The 23,979-nt window shown below is 64.4% G+C and carries 18 protein-coding genes and 1 tRNA gene; 11 read left to right on the forward strand and 8 right to left on the reverse strand.

Annotation, left to right across the window (positions count from 1 at the left end; all coding sequences use genetic code 11):
- Positions 1 to 97: 97 nt before the first annotated feature.
- Together rpoH and ACFDR6_RS17310 are read right to left on the reverse strand one after the other, a co-directional pair.
- Complete coding sequence (gene rpoH, locus ACFDR6_RS17305; RefSeq protein ID WP_212080488.1) at positions 98 to 997, reverse strand: RNA polymerase sigma factor RpoH; 900 nt, start codon at positions 995 to 997, stop codon at positions 98 to 100.
- 219 nt (positions 998 to 1,216) lie between these two features.
- The gene (locus ACFDR6_RS17310) at positions 1,217 to 2,224 is read right to left on the reverse strand and encodes an RluA family pseudouridine synthase (protein WP_375858951.1); all 1,008 of its coding nucleotides are present in this window, start codon (positions 2,222 to 2,224) and stop codon (positions 1,217 to 1,219) included.
- Here ACFDR6_RS17310 and ACFDR6_RS17315 point away from each other — a divergent pair.
- Together ACFDR6_RS17315 and ACFDR6_RS17320 are read left to right on the forward strand one after the other, a co-directional pair.
- Positions 2,223 to 2,567, forward strand: a complete 345-nt coding sequence (locus ACFDR6_RS17315) for a hypothetical protein (RefSeq protein WP_375858952.1) — start codon at positions 2,223 to 2,225, stop codon at positions 2,565 to 2,567. The two genes, ACFDR6_RS17310 and ACFDR6_RS17315, sit on opposite strands and share 2 nt — an antisense overlap.
- Positions 2,568 to 2,624: 57 nt before the next feature.
- A tRNA-Glu gene (locus ACFDR6_RS17320) sits at positions 2,625 to 2,699 on the forward strand.
- 27 nt (positions 2,700 to 2,726) lie between these two features.
- Here the strand turns inward: ACFDR6_RS17320 and ACFDR6_RS17325 are convergent.
- Complete coding sequence (locus ACFDR6_RS17325; protein ID WP_375858953.1) at positions 2,727 to 2,939, reverse strand: hypothetical protein; 213 nt, start codon at positions 2,937 to 2,939, stop codon at positions 2,727 to 2,729.
- A 324-nt stretch (positions 2,940 to 3,263) separates the two neighbouring features.
- Between ACFDR6_RS17325 and ACFDR6_RS17330 the strand changes: the two genes are divergently transcribed.
- A complete protein-coding gene (locus tag ACFDR6_RS17330; RefSeq protein ID WP_375858954.1) occupies positions 3,264 to 3,863 on the forward strand; it encodes a hypothetical protein in 600 nt (199 codons plus the stop codon).
- Between the two features lie 87 nt (positions 3,864 to 3,950).
- Positions 3,951 to 5,027 carry an ImmA/IrrE family metallo-endopeptidase gene (locus tag ACFDR6_RS17335; RefSeq protein ID WP_375859127.1) on the forward strand — a complete coding sequence of 359 codons (1,077 nt, stop codon included), beginning with the start codon at positions 3,951 to 3,953 and terminating at the stop codon, positions 5,025 to 5,027.
- A gap of 17 nt (positions 5,028 to 5,044) precedes the next feature.
- Here the strand turns inward: ACFDR6_RS17335 and ACFDR6_RS17340 are convergent, their stop codons facing one another.
- Both ACFDR6_RS17340 and ACFDR6_RS17345 read right to left on the reverse strand, forming a co-directional pair.
- Positions 5,045 to 7,558: an HD domain-containing protein gene (locus ACFDR6_RS17340; RefSeq protein ID WP_375858955.1), complete on the reverse strand. Its 2,514-nt coding sequence runs from the start codon at positions 7,556 to 7,558 to the stop codon at positions 5,045 to 5,047.
- 9 nt (positions 7,559 to 7,567) lie between these two features.
- Entirely contained in the window at positions 7,568 to 7,984 is a 417-nt protein-coding gene (locus tag ACFDR6_RS17345; protein WP_375858956.1) for a hypothetical protein, read from the reverse strand.
- 100 nt (positions 7,985 to 8,084) lie between these two features.
- Between ACFDR6_RS17345 and ACFDR6_RS17350 the strand changes: the two genes are divergently transcribed.
- Together ACFDR6_RS17350 and ACFDR6_RS17355 are read left to right on the forward strand one after the other, a co-directional pair.
- Positions 8,085 to 8,534, forward strand: coding sequence for a hypothetical protein (locus tag ACFDR6_RS17350; protein ID WP_375858957.1), 450 nt, complete (start codon positions 8,085 to 8,087; stop codon positions 8,532 to 8,534).
- A 349-nt stretch (positions 8,535 to 8,883) separates the two neighbouring features.
- Positions 8,884 to 10,701: a DEAD/DEAH box helicase gene (locus ACFDR6_RS17355; protein ID WP_375858958.1), complete on the forward strand. Its 1,818-nt coding sequence runs from the start codon at positions 8,884 to 8,886 to the stop codon at positions 10,699 to 10,701.
- A 15-nt stretch (positions 10,702 to 10,716) separates the two neighbouring features.
- Here ACFDR6_RS17355 and ACFDR6_RS17360 read toward each other — a convergent pair whose 3' ends face one another.
- The gene (locus ACFDR6_RS17360) at positions 10,717 to 11,670 is read right to left on the reverse strand and encodes an alpha/beta hydrolase (protein WP_375858959.1); all 954 of its coding nucleotides are present in this window, start codon (positions 11,668 to 11,670) and stop codon (positions 10,717 to 10,719) included.
- 848 nt (positions 11,671 to 12,518) lie between these two features.
- Here ACFDR6_RS17360 and ACFDR6_RS17365 point away from each other — a divergent pair.
- Positions 12,519 to 14,120, forward strand: a complete 1,602-nt coding sequence (locus tag ACFDR6_RS17365) for an amidohydrolase family protein (RefSeq protein ID WP_494516628.1) — start codon at positions 12,519 to 12,521, stop codon at positions 14,118 to 14,120.
- Positions 14,121 to 14,122: 2 nt separating this feature from the next.
- On the forward strand, positions 14,123 to 15,070 hold the full coding sequence (locus tag ACFDR6_RS17370; RefSeq protein WP_212080493.1) for a CobW family GTP-binding protein: 948 nt from the start codon (positions 14,123 to 14,125) through the stop codon (positions 15,068 to 15,070).
- 217 nt (positions 15,071 to 15,287) lie between these two features.
- Here ACFDR6_RS17370 and ACFDR6_RS17375 read toward each other — a convergent pair whose 3' ends face one another.
- On the reverse strand, positions 15,288 to 15,761 hold the full coding sequence (locus ACFDR6_RS17375) for a hypothetical protein (protein ID WP_212080494.1): 474 nt from the start codon (positions 15,759 to 15,761) through the stop codon (positions 15,288 to 15,290).
- An 11-nt stretch (positions 15,762 to 15,772) separates the two neighbouring features.
- Positions 15,773 to 16,273 (reverse strand): hypothetical protein, encoded by a 501-nt coding sequence (locus ACFDR6_RS17380; RefSeq protein WP_375858961.1) that lies wholly within the window; start codon positions 16,271 to 16,273, stop codon positions 15,773 to 15,775.
- A gap of 271 nt (positions 16,274 to 16,544) precedes the next feature.
- Between ACFDR6_RS17380 and ACFDR6_RS17385 the strand changes: the two genes are divergently transcribed.
- The 3 genes from ACFDR6_RS17385 to ACFDR6_RS17395 all read left to right on the forward strand — a co-directional run bounded on the left by ACFDR6_RS17385 (position 16,545) and on the right by ACFDR6_RS17395 (position 23,799).
- Entirely contained in the window at positions 16,545 to 18,227 is a 1,683-nt protein-coding gene (locus tag ACFDR6_RS17385; protein WP_317242443.1) for a methyl-accepting chemotaxis protein, read from the forward strand.
- 194 nt (positions 18,228 to 18,421) lie between these two features.
- Complete coding sequence (locus tag ACFDR6_RS17390) at positions 18,422 to 21,727, forward strand: acetyl-CoA carboxylase family protein (RefSeq protein ID WP_375858962.1); 3,306 nt, start codon at positions 18,422 to 18,424, stop codon at positions 21,725 to 21,727.
- 227 nt (positions 21,728 to 21,954) lie between these two features.
- Entirely contained in the window at positions 21,955 to 23,799 is a 1,845-nt protein-coding gene (locus ACFDR6_RS17395; RefSeq protein WP_375858963.1) for a sigma-54-dependent Fis family transcriptional regulator, read from the forward strand.
- The last annotated feature ends 180 nt before the right edge of the window (positions 23,800 to 23,979 follow it).

The raw sequence follows: 23,979 nt of genomic DNA on the forward strand, positions 1-23,979 counted from the left end.
CGAACAGAGCATCACACAGGCAACAAAAAAAGCCGGCGTTGCCGCCGGCTTTTTCGTCTTTTCGATCCGCCAATCTCTTACTGCGGCGAAGCCCCGCTTAGTGCGCGGCTTCCAACGCGGCCTGCTCGGCCCTTGCGATCGTGCCCTTGACCGCGGACTGCACCTTCTCGAAGGCGCGGACCTCGATCTGGCGGACGCGCTCGCGCGACACGCCGAACTCGGCGGCGAGGTCTTCCAGCGTCATCGGCTCATCGGCGAGGCGGCGGGCCTCGAAGATGCGGCGTTCGCGCGGGTTGAGCACGCCCATGGCGCCGTTCAACGCGTCACGGCGTTCGTCATACTCCTCGTGCTCGGCCAGCATGGCTTCCTGGTTGGGCGTATTGTCGACCAGCCAGTCCTGCCATTCGCCGGCTTCGCCGTCGTCGCGGATCGGTGCGTTGAGCGACGCGTCGCCGCCGAGGCGGCGGTTCATGTCGATCACGTCCTGGTCCGTGACACCGAGACGCTTGGCAATGACCTTCACCTGGTCGGGGCGCAGATCGCCCTCGTCCAGCGCGTTGATCTTGCTCTTCGCCTTGCGCAGGTTGAAGAACAGCTTCTTCTGGTTCGCGGTGGTGCCCATCTTCACGAGCGACCAGGAACGCAGGATGTACTCTTGAATCGACGCCTTGATCCACCACATCGCGTAGGTGGCGAGACGAAAGCCCTTCTCGGGTTCGAAACGCTTGACCGCCTGCATCAGGCCGACATTGCCTTCCGAGACGACCTCGGAAATCGGCAGGCCGTAGCCGCGATAGCCCATGGCGATCTTGGCCACGAGCCGGAGATGGCTGGTGACGAGTTGGTGTGCCGCGTCGCGATCGTCATGCTCGCGCCAACGCTTGGCGAGCATGTATTCCTGCTGGGGTTCCAGCATTGGGAACTTGCGGATCTCGGCGAGGTAGCGAGAGAGGCCGGATTCTCCGTTGAGCACCGGCAAAGTAGCGGTACGGGCCATACTGAAGCCCTCCAAAGGTTCAGGCCCCCGATAGCGGCGGGCCAGGCAGACGACCGCTTTGTTAAAGCCGGCCGTAGCTGCGATGTTCCGCGTTGGTCATTTCCAACGCAGGCGCAATATACCCCATGGGGGGTCAAAAAGGGAAGGATTGCTGACGTCACGACCCCGTGTGGCAGCTATAACTTTTTGTAATGTAACGCTTTTCCTAACGGGCCTGCGTCATAGCGCCGCTTTCAGCGCAGCTTGAAGGAGAAGCAAATCCTCCGGCAAAGGCGCCTCCCAGTGGAGTAATTCTCCGGTCCTCGGGTGCTCCAATACCAGCAAATAGGCATGCAAGGCCTGCCGCCCCAGCGCGGCCAGAGCTGCCTGCGATTCTGGGCCAAGCTGGTTCGCCTTGGTCTTGAAATGCGGGCCATAGACCGCATCCCCCATGAGAGGGTGCCCGATATGGGCGAGGTGGACCCGGATCTGGTGGGTGCGCCCGGTCTCGAGCTCGCAGGCGAGCAGCGTTGCGATCGGCTTGCCGTCGCGCCCCGGAAAACTCTCCAGGATCTCCCAATGCGTCACCGCCTCGCGGCCGCCCTGGCGCACCGCCATCTTCTCGCGCGCATGCGGATGGCGGTCGATCGGCGCATCGATTGTGCCGCGATGCCGGCCGGGCACGCCCCAGGCGAAGGTCATGTAGCCGCGGCGCATTTCGCCGGTGCGGCCGTGGTCGGCGAATTGCGCTGATAGCGAGGCGTGGGCGAGGTCGTTCTTGGCGACCACCATCAGCCCTGTGGTGTCCTTGTCGAGCCGGTGCACGATGCCGGGCCGGCGCACTCCGCCGATGCCGGACAGCGAGGTGCCGCAATGGGCGATCAGGGCATTCACCAGCGTGCCGGTCTCGTGGCCGGCGGCGGGATGCACCACCAGCCCCTTCGGCTTGTTGAGCACGACGATGTCGTCGTCCTCGAACACGATGTCGAGGGCGATATCCTCCCCCTTCGGCTCCGGCGCAGCCGCCTCCGGCACGTCGATTATGATCGTATCGCCGGATGCGACGTGATAAGCGGGGTCGCGGACCGCGGAGGCCTTCAGGTGTACTGCGCCCGCCAGGATCAGGGCCTTCAGCCTCGATCGCGACAGCTCCGGCAGGCGCGCCGCAAGCACGCGGTCGAGCCGGGTCGAGCCCTCGTCACCGGCGACCACGACCTCCAACCTTTGTGCAGAGCCTGAGCTTTCCATGACGACGTCTGATACCGCTGTTCCCGAACCGAGCCCCGAGCAGGCCGCGCTGTTCGCGCGGGTGCGGCGGATGATGCTGATCGCGGGGTTGACCACGGCGCTGGCGATCTGCGCCGTGCTGATCGCGGTGGGCTACCGCCTTTTCAAGTCGGAGGGAAGGGCGACCGAGGCGGCCGGCGACGTCACCGCCATCCTGCCCAAGGGTGCCAAAATCGTCTCGACCGGGGTTGCCGGCGACCGCCTCGTGGTCACGCTGGATTTCGGCGGGGTCATCGAGATCCGCACCTTCGACGTCCACACCCTGAAGCCCGCCGGACGGCTGAAATTCGCCAACGAGCCGTAAAAGGCCCGTCGGGGTCCTTGCGGCGGACAAATTTCGAGGCTATTGGCTAGCCCTCACGCTCCCTTCGTCTAGCGGTTAGGACGCGGCCCTCTCAAGGCTGAAACAGGGGTTCGATTCCCCTAGGGAGCGCCAGCCGGCTCCATCGAGCGTTGATCTCTCTCAGCTTTTTGCCGGTTTCCCCAAACCCTTAGAAGAGGTTTGGGGCGTTCTGTTCGCCTTGTGATCTTCGAGCTTCACGATTGCACGGCGGCCACCACGCCGACGATCAGCTTCGCGCGTGTATCGCTCGGCTTCAGCGAGCGTCAGGTGGCCCATCGCGGCCATGATCTCATGTGCCGTCGCGCCGGCATCAGCCAGCAATCTTCCGAACATCTTACGCAAACCCGTCGACCGTGAACGCCTTCCCGTACTCGGTCGTGATGATGCAGAAGTGCACGCGCTTCAGGGCGGTGAGCGCGTTCTTGAGCGATATCGCTTTCTCGAGGCGACAGGAACGCCGGTCTTGCGTCCGCACTTGTGAACTTTGCTTTTCAAAAGTCTTCCTAAGTGAACATCGACGCTGAGCTATCAACGAAGAAAATATAATTAAATCAAAATCTTACGTTTATTTTGCAAAATATTTGCAAAATAATCTTCTATTTTGGCATTTTTTGCGATAGGTTTCGAGTACCCGATTCAATGGAGCCGAGTGCAGACATGTCGTTGCCGGTGGAGAAGGAAGTCCGCGAGGTCTTGGCGCCGTACAGCAAGCGGATCCGGAAGGTTCTCGACCGGGCGTTCAAGGACTACCTGGTGAAGCGCGGCGCCGGCAACATGTACAAGCGCACCGACTCGGTCGACGTGTTCGACAGCCTGATCCGGGCCGCGGTCGCCGAGTTCAACGGCAAGCCCGGCACCGTAGTTTTCACCACCGGCTCGACGGCGCGCTTCCTGTTCGACGGCAAGGTGCTGGTGCGGTTTAAGAAGGCCGTGAAGCGCGGCAAAGGCAGCAACATCCGGACCGGCGCCAACGACAACTTTCTCGACCCCGCCATCCCGTTCGCGGACGCACCGTCGGCGATGAAGGTCGAGATCTGCTGGAAGGTGAACGAGCTCAGCACCGGCTACAAGTCGGTGTATGTGACGGCCCGCAACGGCGAAGGCCAGTTGTGGAGCTTCGAGCTGCCAGGAGGTCAACAGGGCATCATCGAGTTTCCGCAGCAGAAGACCGCCACTCCTCAGCCCCGTCGCCGCAGCGTGGCCAAGCTGAAGGATACGGCCAAGACCAAGAAGAAGAACGGCGGCGAAGCGTCCTGACCCGCCGCAGGCGGTTAACCGGACGTAAACGAGAATCGTCGCCGACTCGGGTGGGTTGAAGGATACTGAATGTCGAAGCCAGGTCTCATGCTGCGCCTAGCGCGGCAGTTGCGAGGATTCCCGCAGAACGTGGCGGCGGAATGCCTCCGTGTGCAGAACTCCGAACTGTCGAGGATCGAGAACGGGCTGAAGGAGCCGTCGGACCAATTGCTCGAGGCCGCCGCCGAGACGTTCTCGGTACCGTTGGAGTTCTTCAGGCAGACCGACGTCATCTACGGCGCGCCCGTGAGCGTGCACGCGCCGATGTGGCGCAAAAAGGCCGACGTGTCGGCGACAGAGCTCCACCGCATCGTCGCCGAACTGAATGTGCGCGTCATGCACCTCCGGAAGCTGCTGGAGGCGACCGACCTCGAGCCAGTCAACAAGCTGCCGCGCTTTGACGCCGATGAGTACGAAAACGACCCCGAGAAGATCGCCGGCCTGGTGCGCCGGTTTTGGCAGGTACCTGACGGGCCAATCCACGACCTGACCGGGCTCGTCGAGGACGCCGGCATCATCGTCGCGCACTCCGACCTGGGCGGCTCGACCGTCAGCGGCGTGCGGTTCTCCGTGCCGTCGATGCCGCATATCATCGTGCTGAACCGCGCCCAGCCGGCGGACCGCATGCGCTTCACGCTGTGCCACGAACTGGCACACGTGATCATGCACAACTTCCCGACGCCCAACATGGAGGAAGAGGCCGATGCCTTTGCTTCCTGCTTCCTGATGCCAACTGAGGATATCAAGCCGTACTTCGCCGGACGTGGCCGCGTCGATCTGCGTTTGCTGGCCGCGCTGAAGCCGGAGTGGAAGGTTTCGATGGGCTCGCTGGTGTTCGCCGCCAAGCGCGCCGGATTCCTGAATGAAACCCAGGCGCAGTACATTTGGAAGCAATTCAACATCCACAAGATCCGGCTCCGCGAGCCGCCCGAGCTCGACTTTCCGATCGAGGAGCCGCGTACGCTCTCTGATCTCGTCTCGCTACATCTCAACGACATGGGCTATTCGGTAGCCGACCTGGCGAAGGTGTTGATGATGAACGAGACGGAGGTGGCAAGAACCTATTCAATCGATCTGCCTGGCCAAGAGAAGACGCGCGGATCACATTTGCGGATCATCCAGTAGCCAGCGTCCGCTGCCCACTAGCCCTTCTTCCGCCGGTCTGATTTTTCCGATCGCCGCGCCTTCGGGTCTTCGCTTTCCCGGGACGGCAACGGCGCGCCATAGGGTAGGCTGAAACGGAATTCGACCCTGTTGGGGTCGATCGAGCTGATGCCGTGGATGCTGAGCGTGGCCGATTTGTTGGGAAGGTCGCCGCCCGAAAGCTTGTGACCCACGACCACGACGACGACCTGGGATCCGAGAGAAATCGCGTAGCGGCGGCCCTGCATGCCGGCGGGTGCGGCGACGCGTGTGGGATGCTTCGTCGGTCCATGGAATTTGTTCTCGATCAGGACAGCATCTTCGACCCACAGATCAAGGTTACCGCCGCCCACTCTGGATCCCTCATCCACCTCTAGTCCTCGAGCGCGCAGGCTGTCCCGCAACAATATCTGCAACGCGGCCTCGTCTTCGATATCCGTCGTAACGTGGCCGGCGAACCAAAGGTCCACGAACGCGTACATCCCCTGCAGGACTGTCGTGAGCTTCGCCTTGTCTTCTGCGGTCAGCCCGCCGCGCAAATGCTTGCCGATGTCCGCCGCCAGACTGTACGGGATGTCGGCGTCCTCCTTGATCCAGTCTTCAGGGACCGCGAGATCTTCCGCCGCGACGGCCAGCAGGCTTTGACGTCGCGTCACGAGGCGCTCGGCGGCAGCCTCGTCGAGAAGGCCACCCTTGCACAGCGCTTCGATCCAACCCGGCGGGATCTCAGACGGGGCCTTGATATAGCCGTCGGCGTCGTTGCCCATGATCACCCCGAAGCGCTTCAGGAAGACGATCTTCGAGGCGAGACCGGCGATCTCGACGATGCTGCGCGGACAAAACACGTAGCCGGTGCGCTTCTGCAGTTCGTACGCGTCGGACCATTTCTGCGGATTGAATGAGAACTCGGGGATCTTGATGGCGCCGTTAGGGTAGCGCGCCAACGTGCTGATTCGCTGGGTGTTGTTCTTGGGCAGGTCGACGATGATCTGCTCCGGCCCCATGCGTGCGAGTTCGTCGATCATCCAACGCATCCTGTCGGCTTCGACGTTCTGCCCGAGGATCGTCTTCGCGCATTCCGTGGCGACGTCGAAGATCACTCGACCGAGATCATAGCGCTGAGGGAGCGTTTCTAGTTCGCTCTCGATCTTCCGCCAGAGAGTGCGCCGGTTTTGCTCGAGCGTGTCCTTCGAAAGGCCCGGCGTATCCGCGATGAACCTAGCCCTGAAGGCGAACGCGCGGTGGAAGAGGCTGCGCTCGAGCACGCCCTTGGCCAGCTCGGTTGCCTTTCCTGGGGCGATCGCGAAGCCGCTGTGCGTAACCTCTCCGGCTAATATGCGCAGCATCGTGTCGTCACCGACGCCGAGAAATATCTCCTTCAGGGTAAAGCGTCGTCCGCGGTCGCGTTCAGCAACTAGGAGCAGTCGCTGCGCCATGGCTTCGGCCGACCTGACCTTGTGATGGTGGTAGAGGCGATCGTACAGGAACGTCCGGCCGATGAGCATCTGCTCGAACGATCCGAAACCCGAAGCGGCGATGCCGAGCTGAAGGAACATCTGTTCTTTCGACGCGCTCGCGCGTTCGTGCAGTTCCTTCAGAGACGCGCGATCGACGTTGGCCGGCGTGACCCGAAGCACTTCCAGACGCGAGAGAAGACGGTCGGTGTCGAATCCGATATCGAGACCCGCGTGATGCGCGTCGCGCGGAAGGTAGTCCAGCTTGTCCGCATCGATCTGGCTGCTGATGAGACTCGACAGATACGTGGCTCCCGGCCCTTCGACCGCTCCGATGATCGCCGACACGATGAATTCCTGAAGATCGTCGCCCGATCGCCCCTTGGACATCATCAGCTTGTCGTGGGCCAACACCCGCGTCATCGCCTCGGAAAGGACTATCATCACCGCGACGACCTCGGATGCGGACGGCGGCGCGTTGAGCGTATATTTTCCCTTCAACGCCCTCTGCAGCTTGCCTATCTCGACCCGCCAGCCCGCCTCGACCGAGTCGCGCCCGAGAAGCGTCGTCATCTCCATTACCGGCTCTATAGCGTGGCTGAACGGTCCGTGACCCGTATCGTGCAGAAGAGCGGCGAGCCGCAGGGCATAGCGATCTGCTTCTTCGATCGCAGGTAGAGGAGTGGTCGCGTGATCTCGATTCCACCGGTCAATCTGACGCGCGAGCGACTGAACGCACTGCTCGACCGCGCCGACGACTCCTAGGATATGCTCCAGTCGATCGTGGCCGGCTCCCGGAAATACAAGTTGCGCCAGACCGAGCTGCCGCACGCCCCGCATGCGCTGGAGCAGCGCCGTATCGAGCAGCGCCACTTCCCATGGAGCAAGTTCGATCGTGCCCCAGATGGGATCATTGATTTGTTTAGGTCGGAATTCCCAGTGATTGGTGCTGCCAAGCCGTTCGAGCAGGGTCTTAAGCCAGGCGGCCGCGAGTTCGTCCACCTCGGCCGCGAGCTCTGGCGCCAGTCCCCGAAGTTCGGTTCGGACCTGGCGCTGCATGAGCCCTACCTAGGCGGCGGCCGGCCGATCCGGGTCGATTGCGAACTGAGTTTCTATCTCGGTCGCGGCGTCGACCAGGAGGGAGCCGATGGCTTTGGCTTGAGCCGTGGAGAGGCCGCACGATAGAGCGATCTGGCGTGCCTCGCTTACTCCGAGCGTCACGTCGGTCGACAAATAGGTCGGATTCGGCTCGCTGGTGATCAGCGCTTCCTGAGCGGCAAGTAGAATGTCCGGTAGTTCATAGCACCGGAGGCCTACGGCCGTATTGCCGAAGGTCAAATTCGAAGAAAGGGCGCCCGGGAGATCGTTCAAGCACGCTTTGAGAGCACGATCCAGAATTCCGTGAGATGTCGGCATCCGCTTACCGTCGGAACCCAATCGCCAAAGCGCTGCGATGAGGGCCGCTAAGTCGAAACGGCTGGCCATGATATTCTTCCCGATGAACGTCAATACATTATCGATTCGATACTTAAATGGGGTTAACCCCATTTGTAAATGTGGACGACCACACTTCTGAGAGCTCTCCATGCGTTTTTTTACGTCTCAAGTGCTTTCCGGCGTCAACATCTCAACAGAAACGCTGCGGCATTGGAAGCGCACACTTCCGCCAATCCGGGCGAGAGACGGTCGTTCCGAAGGTTATACTTTCCGCGAACTTGCGGCGATGGCGGTCATCGCGCGCGCTGTCCACGATCTTTCGGTCCCGATTTCGCGGTTTACCACTTTCGCCCGCGAACTCTTCGACGGCATTGATCCACTCCGGATGACTGACGATTACGTCCTCTGCATTACCCAAACCGAAATGAGGCTGACGAACATCACGGATATGCCGGACAGTACGTCGCTCGCCATGGTCCGTATCGCTCCCGTCATCGCGGAATTGCGGGCAGCCCTCGCCATCGATCCCGACGAGGGGAGTTCCCAACAGCAGCTGGTCCTGCCGCTTGGACCGAAGATCATTCCGTTTAGACGCTGATGTTCACTATATGTTCTGATGTCAAAATGTCAACGAGCCGAATGACGAGACAAGGTGACGAGCTCGCGCGCGTCGCAAGCTTTCTTCGTCGGCTGTGTTCTGCCTGGTAACAAACAGGGCGAGTAGCCTCGGGTTTGGGGCGCGGCGCTGAAATGTCATGAATCACAATGCCATGAATCTCCCCAAACACTGACCTAAGGATTTGAATTACCTCGAAACACCCGGTCCCCTAGGGAGCGCCAGACACATCCCAAGCCATTGAAAACCTGTACGCTCTGGGCAACCATATCGCCCGGAGAACCGCTCGGCTGCGCCGGTAGCCCTTCACGCGGTCCGCATCGGTCGTGCAATGGCAATCCTGATCCCCAGCCTGGGCTTCGCGCGCTTCGACAGCCGCGGGGAGCTTCGACTCGCCGAACGGCTCAAGGACTTCCTCGAAGAGAACGCCGTCGTCTGGCACAACCTGCCCGTTGGTCCTCTCAACCGGCATCCGGATTTCATCATCGTTCATCCCGCGAACGGGCTGCTGGTGCTCGAGGTCAAGGACTGGCGTCTGGAAACGATCGTCTCGGCGGACAAGACCAAGGTCGAGCTGCTGACAAATCGTGGCGTCGTGCGCGAGAGCAATCCGCTCGAGCAGGCTCGCAAATATACCTTCGACGTCGTGCGCACGCTGGAGCGGGATGGACAGCTGCTGTTTCCGGCGGGGCATCGCTTCATGGGCAAAGCCATCGTGCCGTTCGGCTATGGGGCCGTGTTCACGAACATCACCCGCAAGCAGTTCGACCAGACCGATCTTAAGGAGGTGTTCTCCGAGCAGCTCTGCCTGTTCAAGGACGAAATGACGGAGGGCGCGGATCCCGAGGAATTCCGGTCCAGATTGTGGCGCATGGTGCATCCGCGTCTCGGAGAGCCGCTGTCCATGCCGCAGTTCGACCGGCTGCGGGCGCTGCTGTTTCCGGAGATCCGCATCCGGCAGATTGCCCTGCCTCTGGACGAGCCGCCTGCGGCCGATCCTTCGGACCGGACGCTCGCCGTCATGGACCTGCATCAGGAGCAGTTCGCGCGCAGTCTGGGAGAGGGGCATCGGATCATTCGCGGCGTCGCCGGATCGGGCAAGACCCTGATCCTGGCCTTCCGCGCCGAGTATCTCGCGCGGGCGGCGGCGAAGCCGGTGCTGATCCTGTGTTACGCCAATGGCATCGCCGGGCGGCTCGAGGATGCCATGCAGAGCCGGGGCGTCGAGAACCGCGTTCAGGTCCTCACCTTTCATTCATGGTGTTACCGGATGTTGCGGACTTACGGGATTCCCGCCCCGTCCGAGCGAGACTATCCGGACTGCGCCACGCGACTGGCTGCAAGCGTGTCGGAGGTCGTGAAGGCCGTGGATCAGGGCCATATCCCCATGGAGCAGTACGACGCGGTCCTGATCGACGAGGCACACGATTTCGAGCCGCAATGGCTCGCGCTCGCGGCCAAGATGGTGAACCCGCGCACCAGGGCGCTGATGGTCGTCTATGACGACATTCAGGCCATCTACAAAGGACGCGAACGCCCGGTGTGGAGCCAGCTCGGAATCGAAGCCAAGGGCAGAACGACCGTGTTGAAGGTCAACTACCGCAACACCGCGCAAATCGTCGCCTTCGCGAGACGCTTCGCTGCAGACGTCATTGGCGCTCCCGGCGTCACGGCCGACGACGAGCACGCCATCCTGTTGCCCGAAGATGCGGGCCGGCAGGGACTGGAGCCGGCGGTGCGGCGGTGCGTGAGCATCGATGCGGAAGCTCACTGCGTTGCCGAGTGGTTCCTGGACCGGAGAAAGGCCGGGTACGAATGGTCGCAGATGGCGTGTCTCTACCCCGAGCACTGGATCGGCGGGCGGGTCGCGCAGATCCTCGCCAGGCACGACGTGCCGATCGATCTGGCCAAGGACAATCGCAACAGAATTTCGGTCAAGCGGGTGGCTGTGCGGTTTCTGAGCATGCACACCGCGAAAGGGCTAGAGTTTCCCTGCGTCGCCATCGCCGGCCTGGGTTTGCTCGGCCGCCACGGCGAGACCATCGAGGAATGTATCCGGCTGACCTATGTCGGCGTGACCCGCGCCACGCACGAGGCACTTCTGACGTATTCGAGTGAGTCCGCCTTGGTGCAGCGCTTGATCGCCTAGGGTTCTGGCGCTCCCCTACGCCGTCGTCCCATCGATCGACCGCCGGATCACCCGCTGCACTTCCGCATTCGACAGGAACAGATCGTGGTTGATGATGCCCCAGCCTTCCGCTGACGCATCGACGACGCGCACGCCGAGCCGCGCGATGGCGGCCTTTTCGGCGGCGCCGACCCGGGTCATGCCGCCTGCGAGCTGTCCCGACAGCGCCAGTGCGCGATCGTTCGTCGACGCGATCACGGTGATCTTGCCGGCCAGCGGGCCGATGCGCTGGACCGCCGACGAGAACACGTCCATGTCGATATCAGGCGAGGCAAACACCACCGCGCCGATCTTGCTCGTCACCGTGTCGCCGTATCGCCCATAGAGCTGACGCAGGCTCTCCAACGTCAGCATGGTTCCCATGCTGTGCGCCACGATGTGCACACGGCCCGCTCCCGGCGCCGACACCAGCGCGGAGAGCACGCGCTCGAATTCGTCGCGTGACCACATCGCGCTGTCGCGGTCATAGGCATAGTCGAACAGTCCGGCCTTGGAGGGCCATGCGAACACCATGGTCCGGCCGCGGAACTTGATCGCATCGGAGAGATAGGCGCCATCCAGCACGGCCGTCTCGAACGTCTGCTTGAAGCCGTGCACATAGATCAGCACGTCGCCACCGCCGGCCTGCGTTGCAAGATCGCCGGCGTCGGCCGGCGCGGTTTCAATCCGATCAAGACGCCAGCCGCCAAGTCCAACCGAGGCGAGAGACAGGCGACTCTCATCGGGCGCCACCAGCTTGGCCCGCGCCACCGTCATGCTCGTCGCGCGCTCCGGACCGAACCAGGGTTTGGCGCGGGCGCCGTTCACGGGCTTGCGCGTGGTCGCGACGAGCAATGTGGAGTCGACGGAGAGCGACGATGCATCGTAGCGCGCGCCGGTCGCACCGAGCCCGGCGCATCCGCCGAGCGCGAGGGCACTGCCTGCCGACATGAGTCCGCCGAGCAGAGCGCGGCGCGACATGGAATGACGGGGGTCGCGTTGCGGAAGATCTTGCACGATCACACGGAACCTTCGGGAACTTGCCCACTATAACGCCGCCCCGCCTCGTCCCTGAATGACAATGGGGGCGAGAAGACGGCGAAGGAGCGTCGTGGACGCATGCGACTGGCATCCGCGCCCCGCGCCGGTTCGGAAGCTCGCCGAGCCTGGAGTGCGTGCCGGCACCGACGGGGAGTTCCTGATTTCAAGCGAAACACCCCGATCCGCTGTCAACCCCTTCTGTCAAAAATATACCACTTTACCGAAATTCGGATTTGTCGTATGTGTCGGCCATCCCAGCCCACCAAAGGGGCGGTCGTACGTCGTTTCGAGCGCGGGCTGGGAGTTGCGGTGGACGCGGGCGGCGTTGAAGGCGGAGCTTGCGCGTGCAGGGCGGGATGAACCTCGTGAGCATGCGTGGCCTGCGAAGACGAACGGCGCCCCTGCGTACAGCGAAACCGTGTGGTCCTGGCCGTCGTTGCTACGGTCAAGTCTAGCGGAGATGCCAGCGAGCCCAACCGGGCAGACTGCATCATCCAATCCGCGGGGCGAGGGAGGCCAAAGGAAAGGTCGGCTCCCGGGAGAGCGCGGCATAGGCCGTCAAACCATCGCGCAGGGAAGGCCTGGTTTCGGCTGCCCTGTGTCTCCCCTGTGCATTGCGTGTGCATCTGTTCAGCACGGGGGTCTTTACGGGTGCCAGCCGGCGCCCGGCCTTCCCTGCGCCCTTTCTTTCCGAGAGGGCAAGGAGAAAAGCAAAGCTCGGGCAGACCATGCCGCGAGACCGCGAACGCGTGTTTGCGATGTGCCTGCGAATTGACCTCCCTTGCGAGCATGCTGCGTCGGCATTGGCGAAGGTAGTCGCTGCTCCCAAAATCTGCCTTGATGCGATCTCTGCTTTCGGGAGTCTTGATATGAGCGGTTTGGTGATCTCTGGCGGCCGGGTGGTGGATCCCGCGAGCGGGATGGATGCTGTCGGGGACGTGGCGGTGGCGGACGGCAAGATCGTTGCCGTGGGCACGGGCCTTGGTGGCGCCGAGCGGGTGATCGACGCCGCGGGCCTCGTGGTTGCGCCCGGCTTCATCGATCTGCACGCACACGGCCAGTCGCTTCCCGCCGACCGCATGCAGGCCTTCGACGGCGTGACGACGACGCTCGATCTCGAGGCCGGTGTGCTGCCGGTCGCCTCCTGGTATGAACTCCAGGCGCGGAAGGGACGCGTGCTGAACTACGGCGCGGCCACCAACTGGGCCTTTGCGCGCATCGGCGCGATGACGGGCTCGAACGCGGAGAGCTCGCTGGAAGCGTTCGGCAATGCCATGCGCGACCGCCGCTGGATGGACAACGTCGCGACCGACGCGGAGGTCGCCGGCATCCTCGATCGGCTTTCGCGCGGCCTCGACGAGGGCGGCATCGGCATCGGTATCCTGAACGCCTATGCGCCGGGCGCCGGCGTGCAGGAGCTGACGGCGGTGTGTCAGCTCGCTGCAGCCAAGGACGTGCCGACCTTCACCCATGTCGCCTTCATGTCGCGTATCGACCCCGAAAGCGCGGTGGAAGCCTATATCCGCCTGATCGGCTATGCCGGCGCCACCGGTGCGCACATGCACATCTGCCATTTCAACTCGTCGAGCAAGACCGACGTCGAGCGTTGCCGCGCGCTGATCGCAAAGGCGCAAGGACAGGGCCTGCCGATCACCGTCGAGGCCTATCCTTACGGCACCGGCTCCACCGTGCTCGCCGCCGCCTTCTTCAGCGACCCCGAATTCGTCGAGCGCAACGGTACCGGTTACGATTCCGTGCAGCGCGTCACCGACGGCTATCGCTTCCACGACCGCGAGGAGCTGTTGAAGGCGCAGGCCGAAGAGCCGTCCTCGCTGGTGCTCTGGCACATCCTCGACACCGAGAACAATGCGCATCATCGCGACCTGCTCGACATGTCGGTGCTTTATCCCGGCGGCGCCATCGCTTCCGACGCGATGCCGTGGACGACCTCGGACGGCAAGACCTACACCGGCGATGCCTGGCCGCTGCCTGACGATGCCACCTCGCATCCGCGCTCGGCCGGCTGCTTCACGAAATTCATCCGCGAATGGGTGCGCGAGCGCAAGGCCGTGTCGCTGCTCGAAGGCGTGCGCAAATGCGCGCTGATCCCGGCAGAGATCCTGTCGCAGAGCACGCCCGCGATGCGCGCCAAGGGCAGGCTCGCGAAAGACGCGGACGCCGACATCGTCGTGTTCGACTACGAGAAGCTCTCGGATCGCGCGACCTTCACGGCGATGAACCGTCCGTCGGAAGGCGTGCGGCATCTCGTTGTCAGCGGCCAGGTGCTGATCGGCGATGGCGTGCTCGATGTGACGGCGCGGCCCGGAAAGCCCGTGCGCCGTCCCGTCGTCGAGGGTTGACCATGCCGGTCCCCATTCTCCTGGTGACGGGCTTTCTGGGGGCGGGCAAGACCACGGTGGTGAACCATCTGCTGGCGCACGCGGAGGGGCGGCGCATTGCCGCCGTCGTCAACGATTTCGGCGCCATCAACATCGATGCGGAGCTGATCGCGGGCGCCAGCGACGGCGTGGTCAGTCTCGCCAATGGCTGCATCTGCTGCTCGCTCGAAGGCGATCTCTTGCGCACGCTCTCAAGCCTGCTGCGGCGGGATCCGAAGCCGGAGTACATCGTCATCGAGACCAGCGGCATCGCCGATCCCGCCGACATCGTCCGCAATCTGATGGACCCCGTGATCCTGCGCGAGGCGCCGCTGGAGACGGTGCTCTGCGTGATGGACGCGGCAGCGCCGCCAGCCGCCCTGGACGATGCCCTCCAGCGGTCGCAGCTGCGCGTCGCCGATATCGTGGCGCTGACCAAGCTGGATCTGGCGGAGGAGGGCGCAAATGTCCGGATGCGCGCGGCCATTCGCGCACAACGCGTTCCCGCCGTGGTGGTCGATGCGCCACATGGCGAGATTCCGTCCGCGCTATTGTTTCCCGCGCATGTCGATCGCGCGCCCACTCTGCGCGAGGCCCCGCCGAAACGCCCGGCGGAGGACCGCTTCGAGACGCTGAGCTGGACCTCGGACCAGCCGCTCTCGCTGCCGCGCCTGCAGCAGGCGATCGGGCGGCTTGCGCCAAAGCTCGCGCGCGCAAAAGGCCTGTTCGAGACCGTCGAGCAGCCCGGGCGCCAGATGGTGTTTCAGTTTGCCGCCGGCCGCGCCACGCTTGCCCCGGGCGATGCGCCGGCAGCAGGCGTACCGCGATCACGGATCGTCTTCATTGCCGAACTCGGGCTGCTCTCGAAGGCGGAGCTCGACGAAATCATGGAGGCGTGCGTTGCGGGCAAGAAAGGCTCTGAAGGCGGATAGGATTTGGATGACTCTCTCCCCGCCGGGGAGAAGTGCCCCCGAACGGCGGATCGAACCAGCTCCATCGCACCTTGGTCGCCGCCATCCAAAACGACGATCCCAGCGGTGGTTGCGCCGGGATCGTCTGGAGGTTTTATGGAGGGCATCGAGCTCTGCGTCTCCATGGGGCGTTGATAGCGCAAGGCTGCTCCGGATGCGACTAGAACCGCTCAAAGCCTCAGCAGAAGGCAAGCGCGTTGACCGCGCGCGTCGCCGCATCCTGCTCGCCGGAGCCGACGAGCTGGCAGACGATGGATTCGAGTTCGCCCGGCTGCTTGCGGCGCGCGACCGCCAGCAAGCGCATCAGTTCAGCCTCGTCATTCGACAGGCGGCGGCAGGACGGCGGCATGAAGCACAGCCCGCATGGCCGGCCGCTGCGCAGGATTCTGACGAGCGCGGCTGTCCGGGCCACCAGCAGCGGACTATCGGAAATGCCCGGCGCCTCGTCGGCAAAGCGATAGGCAGCTTCCCAGCAATCGGACGCGCCGGTCGTATAGGCCGCCCCGATGAACCGGAACAACGACAGCGCGACGCGGCAGAAATCATCATAGCTGTCGACGCAGGGGCGCGACGCAAGCGCGGCCTGGAGCGGACAGAGCCGCATCTGGCCGGCGTCCGGGATCGCCGCAGAACCGCAAGCTTCTGGAACCATGAACGATCTCGTCAATGCAACGTCGGACTTCCGACCAGCCAGCTCTTCATCGCCATGGTCCGGTCGTGGTCGAAGGGGCGGACGTGCCGGTCGGGCAGGATGAGACCTGCCATGCGGAAGATCGTCGCCAGGCCCCGCACGGGCGCGAGCGCCCAGTCGGCACCGACCGGCGGCAGCCAGCTCTCGAACCGTTCGCGCACGATTTCGAGGCGATCCTGCTGTGCCGCGGCAATGGCGTGTAAGATGGCGTGCTCGCTGTCCGACATGCGCGGGCAAGTCGGGCAGTGCACTTCGATCGCCGTATGGGCCGTGCAGGCGAAGATCTCGATGATGGCTTCCAGCGAGAGCACCGCATCGCCGACGCGAAAATGGTCGTACACCTGCTGGATGTCGGCGGCTGTCGGAACGGCGCCTCCGCTGCGCGCCTTCGCCCTGAAACCCCAGATGAAGAGCCGTTCCGCCGCGCTGAGTGCGGGAAGGTCGAGAGACCTCTGTGATGTCGATGAATGCATGAAGCCTCTGGCCCTTGGCTGCGCGCACGCCACAGCTCGCGCTGATGTCTGCATCGATCGTTCTGCCAGAGCCCTCTCCAAGTCAACGCGCGGAAGGGCGATATCGAGGTGTTCTAGATTTGAAGAGCTCGCATCTCCGATGCGAGGCCGTGCTGGAGGAGGACGAAGCGGAGCGCCTTCGGCGGGCGCTTGGGGAACCGGAATGCTTAAGGCTTTGCTAAGAGGATCGGGATAAATTGGCATATCTGTACCGCCAATTTTGCGAGCCCCGATGATTTTCTCCCGCATCAGTTTCAAGCTGGTTCTGATTGTCGGCATCAGCCTCCTCGGCATGATCGCGCTGGCGCCGATCGCGCTGTCGACCCTGCGTGCGCAGATGGTGACCGATCGCCAGGTCAAGACGCAGCACATGGTCGATGTCGGCTACGGCATCCTCGCCCACTATCAGAAGCTCGAGAGCGAGGGAAAACTCTCGCGCGAGCAGGCCCAGGCCGCCGCAATGGCTGAAATCAAGAGCCTGCGTTACGACAAGGTCGAGTATTTCTGGATCAACGACATGACCCCGAAGATGGTCATGCATCCGATCAAGCCCGAACTCGACGGCAAGGATCTCTCCGGCATGAAGGATCCCGCCGGCAACGCGCTGTTCATGGGCTTCGTCGACGTCGTCAAAAAGCACGGCGCGGGCTTCTACGGCTATCTCTGGCCGAAGCCGGGCTTCGACCAGCCGGTCGGGAAAATCTCCTACGTGAAGGGCTTTGCGCCCTGGGGCTGGATCATCGGCACCGGCATTTATCTCGACGACGTCGACGCCGTCTTCCGCCAGGCCGCGACGACGTTCGGCTACGTCTGTCTGGCCGTGCTGGTCCTGGTGCTCGGCGCGTCCTTCGTGATCGGTCGCAGCGTGACCCGTCCGCTTGCAAAGATCACCGCGCTGACCGAGCGCCTTGCCGCCGGCGACAGCGCCTTCGAGGTGCCCTACACCGATCGCAGCAACGAGGTCGGCGGGCTCGCCAAGGCGCTTGCCGTGTTCAAGGACAACGCGTCGGCGGTCGGCCGGATGCATGCCGAGCAGCAGGAGCTGAAGCAGCGGGCCGACGAGGAGAAGCGCAAGGCGATGGCCGATCTCGCCGGCAAGTTCGAGGCGAGCGTCCAGGCCGTCGTTCGCGAGGTCTTCAGCGAAGCGCGCGCGATGCAGCAGGCCGCGCAGGGCATGTCGGAGACCGCGAACAAAGCGAGCGACCGCGCGAGCTTCGTCGCAACCGCCTGCCAGCAGGCCTCGACCAACGTGCAGACGGTGGCCTCCGCCGCCGGACAATTATCGTCCTCGATCTCGGAGATCAGCCAGCGCGTGGCGCAGGCCGCGACCGTGGCCGACAAGGCCGCCGCCGACGGACAGCGAACCAACGACACCGTGCAGGGGTTGGCTGCGGCCGCGCACAAGATCGGCGAGGTCATCGACCTCATCAACCAGATCGCCTCGCAGACCAATCTGCTCGCACTCAACGCTACCATCGAGGCGGCGCGGGCCGGCGAAGCCGGCAAGGGCTTTGCGGTGGTCGCGAGCGAGGTGAAGTCGCTGGCGAGCCAAACCGCGAAGGCGACCGACGAGATCGGCGCCCAGATCACCGCGATCCAGGCCGAGACCAATCAGGTCGTCGGCAACATCGAGAGCATCCGCGCCACCATCATGGAGGTCAACGAGATCTCCTCCTCGATCGCCGCCGCCGTCGAGGAGCAGGGCGCCGCCACGCAGGCGATCGCCCACAGCGTGCAGGAGGCGGCGTCCGGCACCGACCAGGTCTCGCAGAACATCTCCGGCGTGACCGATGCGACCGCGGAGACCGGACAGGCCGCCGGCCTCGTGCTGCAGTCGAGCGGCCGGCTGACGCAGAAGCTGCAATCGCTCGAGAACGAGGTGAGCACTTTCGTTGCTGGCGTGCGCGCGGCCTGATCGACGCCAATCCCGTCTGCCGTGACGTGGATTATTGGCCTCGTCACGGCACGTGCGGCGAAGGGAAATTCCGGCCTGCGGGAGCGGTCATCGCGACCGGCTACCTCGCTCTTGACGGCTACGGCTAAAGTGGAGAAGCAGGATCATCGAACCTGCCGCCCCGCGCCCGGCCTCGCGGGCATGGAGACCGCTGCATGTCGTTCAAGAAACTCCTGATTGCCAATCGTGGCGAGATCGCCATCCGCATCGCGCGCGCGGCGGCCGATGCCGGCATCGCGACCGTTGCGATCCATCCCGCCGACGATGCGCTGTCGCTGCACGTGCGTGTCGCCGATGACGCGGTCGAAATCCCCGGCCGCGGCGCCCGGGCCTATCTCGACATCGATGCGGTGGTGAAGGCGGCGAAGAGCGTCGGCTGCGACGCCGTGCATCCCGGCTACGGTTTTCTCAGCGAGAACGCGGCGTTCGCCAGGGCCTGCGGCGATGCAGGCATAGTATTCGTCGGGCCGAAAGCTGCGGCGCTGGACCTGTTTGGCGACAAGGTCGCGGCCCGGCAACTGGCAAAGCGCTGCGGCGTTCCGATCATCGCCGGCACCAGCGGGCCGTCCTCGCTGGAGGAGATTTCGGCGTTCTTCACGTCGCTCGGTGGCAATGCGGCAATCGTGATCAAGGCGATGGCCGGCGGCGGCGGCCGCGGCATGCGCGTGGTGGAGAACGCGTCCGACCTCGCGGAAGCCTATGCGCGCTGCCAGTCGGAGGCGAAGGCCGCGTTCGGCTTCGACGGCGTCTATGCCGAACGGCTGATCCGGCAGGCGCGCCATATCGAGGTGCAGATCATCGGCGACCACTTTGGCGCGATCTCCCATCTCTGGGAGCGCGAATGCACCATCCAGCGCCGGCACCAGAAGCTGATCGAGGTGGCGCCGAGCCCCTCGCTGAGCGATCCCTTGCGCGGCCGCATCATCGAGGCTGCGAAGCAGCTCGCGACGGCGGCGTCCTACGACAATCTCGGCACCTTCGAATTCCTGGTCGACGGCACCGCCGAGGACAGTTTTGCCTTCATCGAGGCCAATCCGCGGCTTCAGGTCGAGCACACCGTCACCGAAGAGGTGCTCGGGCTCGACCTCGTCCGCGCCCAGCTCGCGGTTGCCGCGGGCGCTTCGCTGGCTTCGCTCGGCCTTGCACAAGGCGCGATCCCGAAGCCGCGCGGCCATGCCATGCAGCTTCGCGTCAACATGGAAACGCTGGACGAGACGGGCGCGACGCATCCGACCGGCGGCGTGCTCGCTGTGTTCGAGCCGCCGTCGGGGCCCGGTGTTCGCGTCGATAGTTTTGGTTACGCCGGCTACAAGACCAGCGCGGCCTTCGATTCGCTGCTGGCCAAGGTCATCGTGCATAGCCCGGGCGAGGCCTGGCATGACGTCGTTGCCAAGGCCTCGCGCGCCTTGCGTGAGTTCCGGATCGACGGCGTCGTCACCAACATCGCCTTCCTCCAGGCCGTGCTCGCGCATCCCGATTTCAGGACCAACCGCATCGCGACCGACTTCATCGATCGCAATATCGCCAAGCTCGTCGAGGCGGCGGACGGCGCGGCCAAGCCGCTCTACTTCGCCGCGACCGAGCGAAGCGGTGGCCACAGCGCGGAGGCGCAAATTGCGCAAATCGTGCCCGAAGGCACGGTGATGGTCGCCGCGCCCCTGCAAGGAACCATCGTCACCATCCAGGTGAAGGAGGGCGAGATCGTGCGCCCGGGCCAGCAGCTCGCCGTGATCGAGTCCATGAAGATGGAGCATCTCGTCATGGCCGAGCAGGGCGGCCGGGTCATGAAGCTCGTCGCCGGCGACGGCGCCACGCTGATGCATGGCGAGGCGATCATGTATCTCGAGCCGCTCGACGTTGCGGCCGACAGCACGGCTGCGGAAGCCGACGTCGATCTCGACCACATCCGTCCCGACCTCGCCGAGCTGATCGCCCGCCAGGCCAATACGCTGGATGCGAGCCGCCCGTCTTCGGTCGAGCGCCGCCGCAACACCAACCAGCGTACTGCGCGCGAGAACGTCGCGCAGCTCGTCGACGACGGCTCGTTCATGGAATATGGCAGCCTCGCCATTGCGGCGCAGCGGCGCCGGCGCAAGCTCGACGATCTCATCAAGAACACGCCGGCCGATGGCCTCGTCATGGGCGTCGCCACGGTGAATGGCGAGAAGTTCGGCCCGGAAGGCGCGCGTTGCATCGTCGTGGCCTACGACTACACCGTGCTCGCGGGCACGCAGGGCCACATGAACCACAAGAAGATCGACCGCATGCTGACGCTTGCGGAAGACTGGCGCGTGCCGCTGGTGTTTTATGCCGAAGGCGGCGGCGGGCGGCCCGGCGACACCGATCGGCTCGGCATGACCGGGCTCGACGGCCCGTCCTTCGTGCAGTTCGCGAGGCTCTCCGGCCTGGTCCCGGTCGTGGGCGTGGTTTCCGGCTATTGCTTCGCCGGCAACGCCGCGATGCTCGGCTGCTGCGACGTCATCATCGCGACCAAGAACGCCTCGATCGGCATGGGCGGCCCGGCCATGATCGAGGGCGGCGGGCTCGGCGTCTATCATCCGGCCGAGGTCGGACCTGTTACGTTCCAGTCGCCGAACGGCGTCATCGACATCCTGGTCGAGGACGAGGAGGAGGCAACGCGCATCGCGCAGAAGTACCTGTCCTATTTCCAGGGTGCGGTGACGGAGTGGCAGGCCGCCGATCAGCGCCTGCTCCGCCGCGCGATCCCCGAGAACCGGCTGCGCGTCTACGACATCCGCAGCGTCATCGATCTGGTCGCCGACAAGGACAGCGTGCTGGAGTTGCGGCGCGACTACGGCGTCGGCATGGTCACTGCGCTGATCCGGATCGAGGGCAAGCCGTTCGGCCTGATCGCCAACAACCCGCGCCACCTCGGCGGCGCGATCGATGCGGATGCCGGCGACAAGGCCGCGCGCTTCCTGCAGCTCTGCGATGCCTTCGATCTTCCGATCGTCTCGCTCTGCGACACGCCCGGCTTCATGGTCGGCCCGGAGGCCGAAAAGACTGCGATCGTGCGCCATGTCTCGCGGATGTTCGTGACGGGCGCGAGCCTCACCGTGCCGCTGTTCGGTATCGTGCTGCGCAAGGGCTATGGGTTAGGGGCGCAGTCGATGATCGGCGGCGGCTTCCATGCCTCGTTCTTCACCGCGGCCTGGCCGACCGGCGAGTTCGGCGGCATGGGCTTGGAAGGCTATGTCCGCCTCGGCTTCCGCAAGGAGATGGAGGCGATCGCCGACCCCGAGGAGCGCGAGACCTATTACCGCAACAAGGTCGCCGAGCTCTACGCCAACGGCAAGGCGGTCTCGATCGCCTCGGTGTTCGAGATCGACAACGTCATCGACCCCGCCGAGACGCGGCGCTGGATCATGGCCGGCTTGCGGTCCGTGCCGAAGCCGCCCGCCAGGACGGGAAAGAAGCGGCCGTGTATCGATACGTGGTGAGGGCGGTGCAGCAACGCCCGCCAATTATCCGGGCGAGCCGCTTCCATACCGTCATGCTCGGGCTTGTCCCGGGCATCCACGTTCTTTCGCACGCGCGGTAACGCGTGGATGGCCGGGACAAGCCCGGCCATGACGAGGAGGAGAGAGTATCGCCTCCCGGTTCCCGATTGACATCCCCGCCCGTGCTGCCAGACTTTGCACAATAATACAGGGTGGAGACGTCTGCGATGGCCAGCCTGTCGGCCTCGAACCATGTCGCCCGGGTCTTGTCCGTCGCCAATCATGTGGCCGACGTCGATGCGTCTTCGCGGATTGCCAATTCCTGGCGGCGCTCCTTGATCAGCCACAAGCTCGATCCCGCCCGCCAGGGCCCGCCACAGACGCTGACTGAAGCCGAGTTCCGGCATGTCGCCCAGCCTATGGAGCAGACGATCCGGCTCGCCACGTCCGAGCTCGAGGATCTCGCCCGAGTGCTGCGGGAGGCCGGCTATTGCGTCAATCTTGCTGATGCGAACGCGACCATGCTGTTCAGCCGCTTGCCGGGCGAGGCCGACACTGAGATCTTCCTGCGCTGGAAGGTCTACACCGGCTCGAATTTCTCGGAGGCCCATGAAGGCACCAACGGGCTCGGCACCTGCCTTGCAGAACAAAAGCCGATCCTGGTTCACCGCGATGAGCATTTTCGCGAACAGTGGGGCATCTTCTCCTGTGCAGTGACGCCGCTGTTCGACCAGGCCGGCCGCATCGCGGGCGCCGTGAACATCACCTCTTGTCGCGACGACCTCAGCCGCGCCGCGCATCAGCTCGCGCTCGCGATCACGATGCAGGCCACGCGCCGGATCGAGGGCGCGATCTTTCGCGACCATTTTCGTGACGCCTGGATCGCCACTGTGCCCGGTGATGGCGGCAGTGGCCTGCTCGCCTATGACGACGACCGCCGCGTCGTCGGCGCCTGCCGGTCCGCCCGCGCACTGCTGGGCCTCACCGACGGCTTGATCGCTTCCGGCATCGACCTGTCGCGCTACATCAAGTTCGACCATCACGCTGCGCGCGACGAGGGCGACATCGTCCAGCTGCGCCGCGCCGATGGCAGTCCGATGGGGCGGGGGCAGATCGCGCCGCCGCGGCGCGCGCGGCCGCTCAGCAAGCGCCGCGATCCGCCCGTTGATCGCTTCGATGCGCTGCACCGGCTCGCCGGCGGCGATCCCGGCCTGATCGGAAGCGTGAGACGGCTGAAGCGCATCGGCGATCACAATCTGCCGGTGCTGCTGCAGGGCGAGACCGGGGTCGGCAAAGACGTGTTCGCGCGCGCGATTCACGCGGCGAGCAACCGGGCGCGCAACCATTATGTCGCGCTGAATTGCGCGGCGATGCCCGAGAGCTTGATCGACGCCGAGCTGTTCGGCTACGAGGCCGGCGCCTTCACCGGCGCGCGGCGCGACGGCTCGAAGGGCCTGATCGTGCAGGCCGACGGCGGCACGCTGTTCCTCGACGAGATCGGAGACATGCCGATCGCACTGCAGACGCGTCTGTTGCGCGTGCTGGAGAACCGCGAGGTCTGGCCGCTCGGCGCGCTCAAGCCGGTCGCCGTCGACATCCGCCTGATCAGCGCCACCCACCGCGATCTCGGCCGCATGGCGGAGGAGGGCGCCTTCCGCGCCGATCTCTATTTTCGCCTGCGCGGCCTGGAGGTGCGTTTGCCGGCGCTGCGCGAGCGCGCCGACCGGGACGGGATCATTCGCCAGATCGCGCGCGAGGAGGCATCGAACTGCCGCTTCTCGGACGAAGCGTGGTCGCAGCTCTCGGCATATCCCTTTCCCGGCAATATGCGCCAGCTTCGCCACGTGCTGCGGCTCGCCGGCTGCACCGCGGAGAACGGCGTCATCACCGATGCGGACCTCGATCTGCCGCCGTTCGGCGGACAGGCGACGGAGCCGGATCTTGCGAGTGCCGAACGCGCCACCATCGTCGAAGCCTTGCGCCAGCATGGCGGCCGCGTCACTGAGGCGGCGCGCGCCCTGAAGCTCAGCCGCGCCACGCTGTACCGAAAGATCAAGCAACTGAAGATCTAGACGGCGCAGTAGCGGCCAATTGCATGCGGCACGCTTTCCCCTTGCGGAAGCAGGGTCTCTTCCGCGAAACGCGGATATCGCAGGTGGCAAAGCGAAGCGTGCCCACCACCTTTATTGTGGTGTCTGACGGATGGTGGGCAAGGCGCAAGTGCGCCTTTGCCCACCCTACAATGCCGGGCA

Origin of the sequence: Bradyrhizobium tunisiense (assembly GCF_042263385.1) — a bacterium.
Lineage (GTDB): Bacteria > Pseudomonadota > Alphaproteobacteria > Rhizobiales > Xanthobacteraceae > Bradyrhizobium > Bradyrhizobium tunisiense.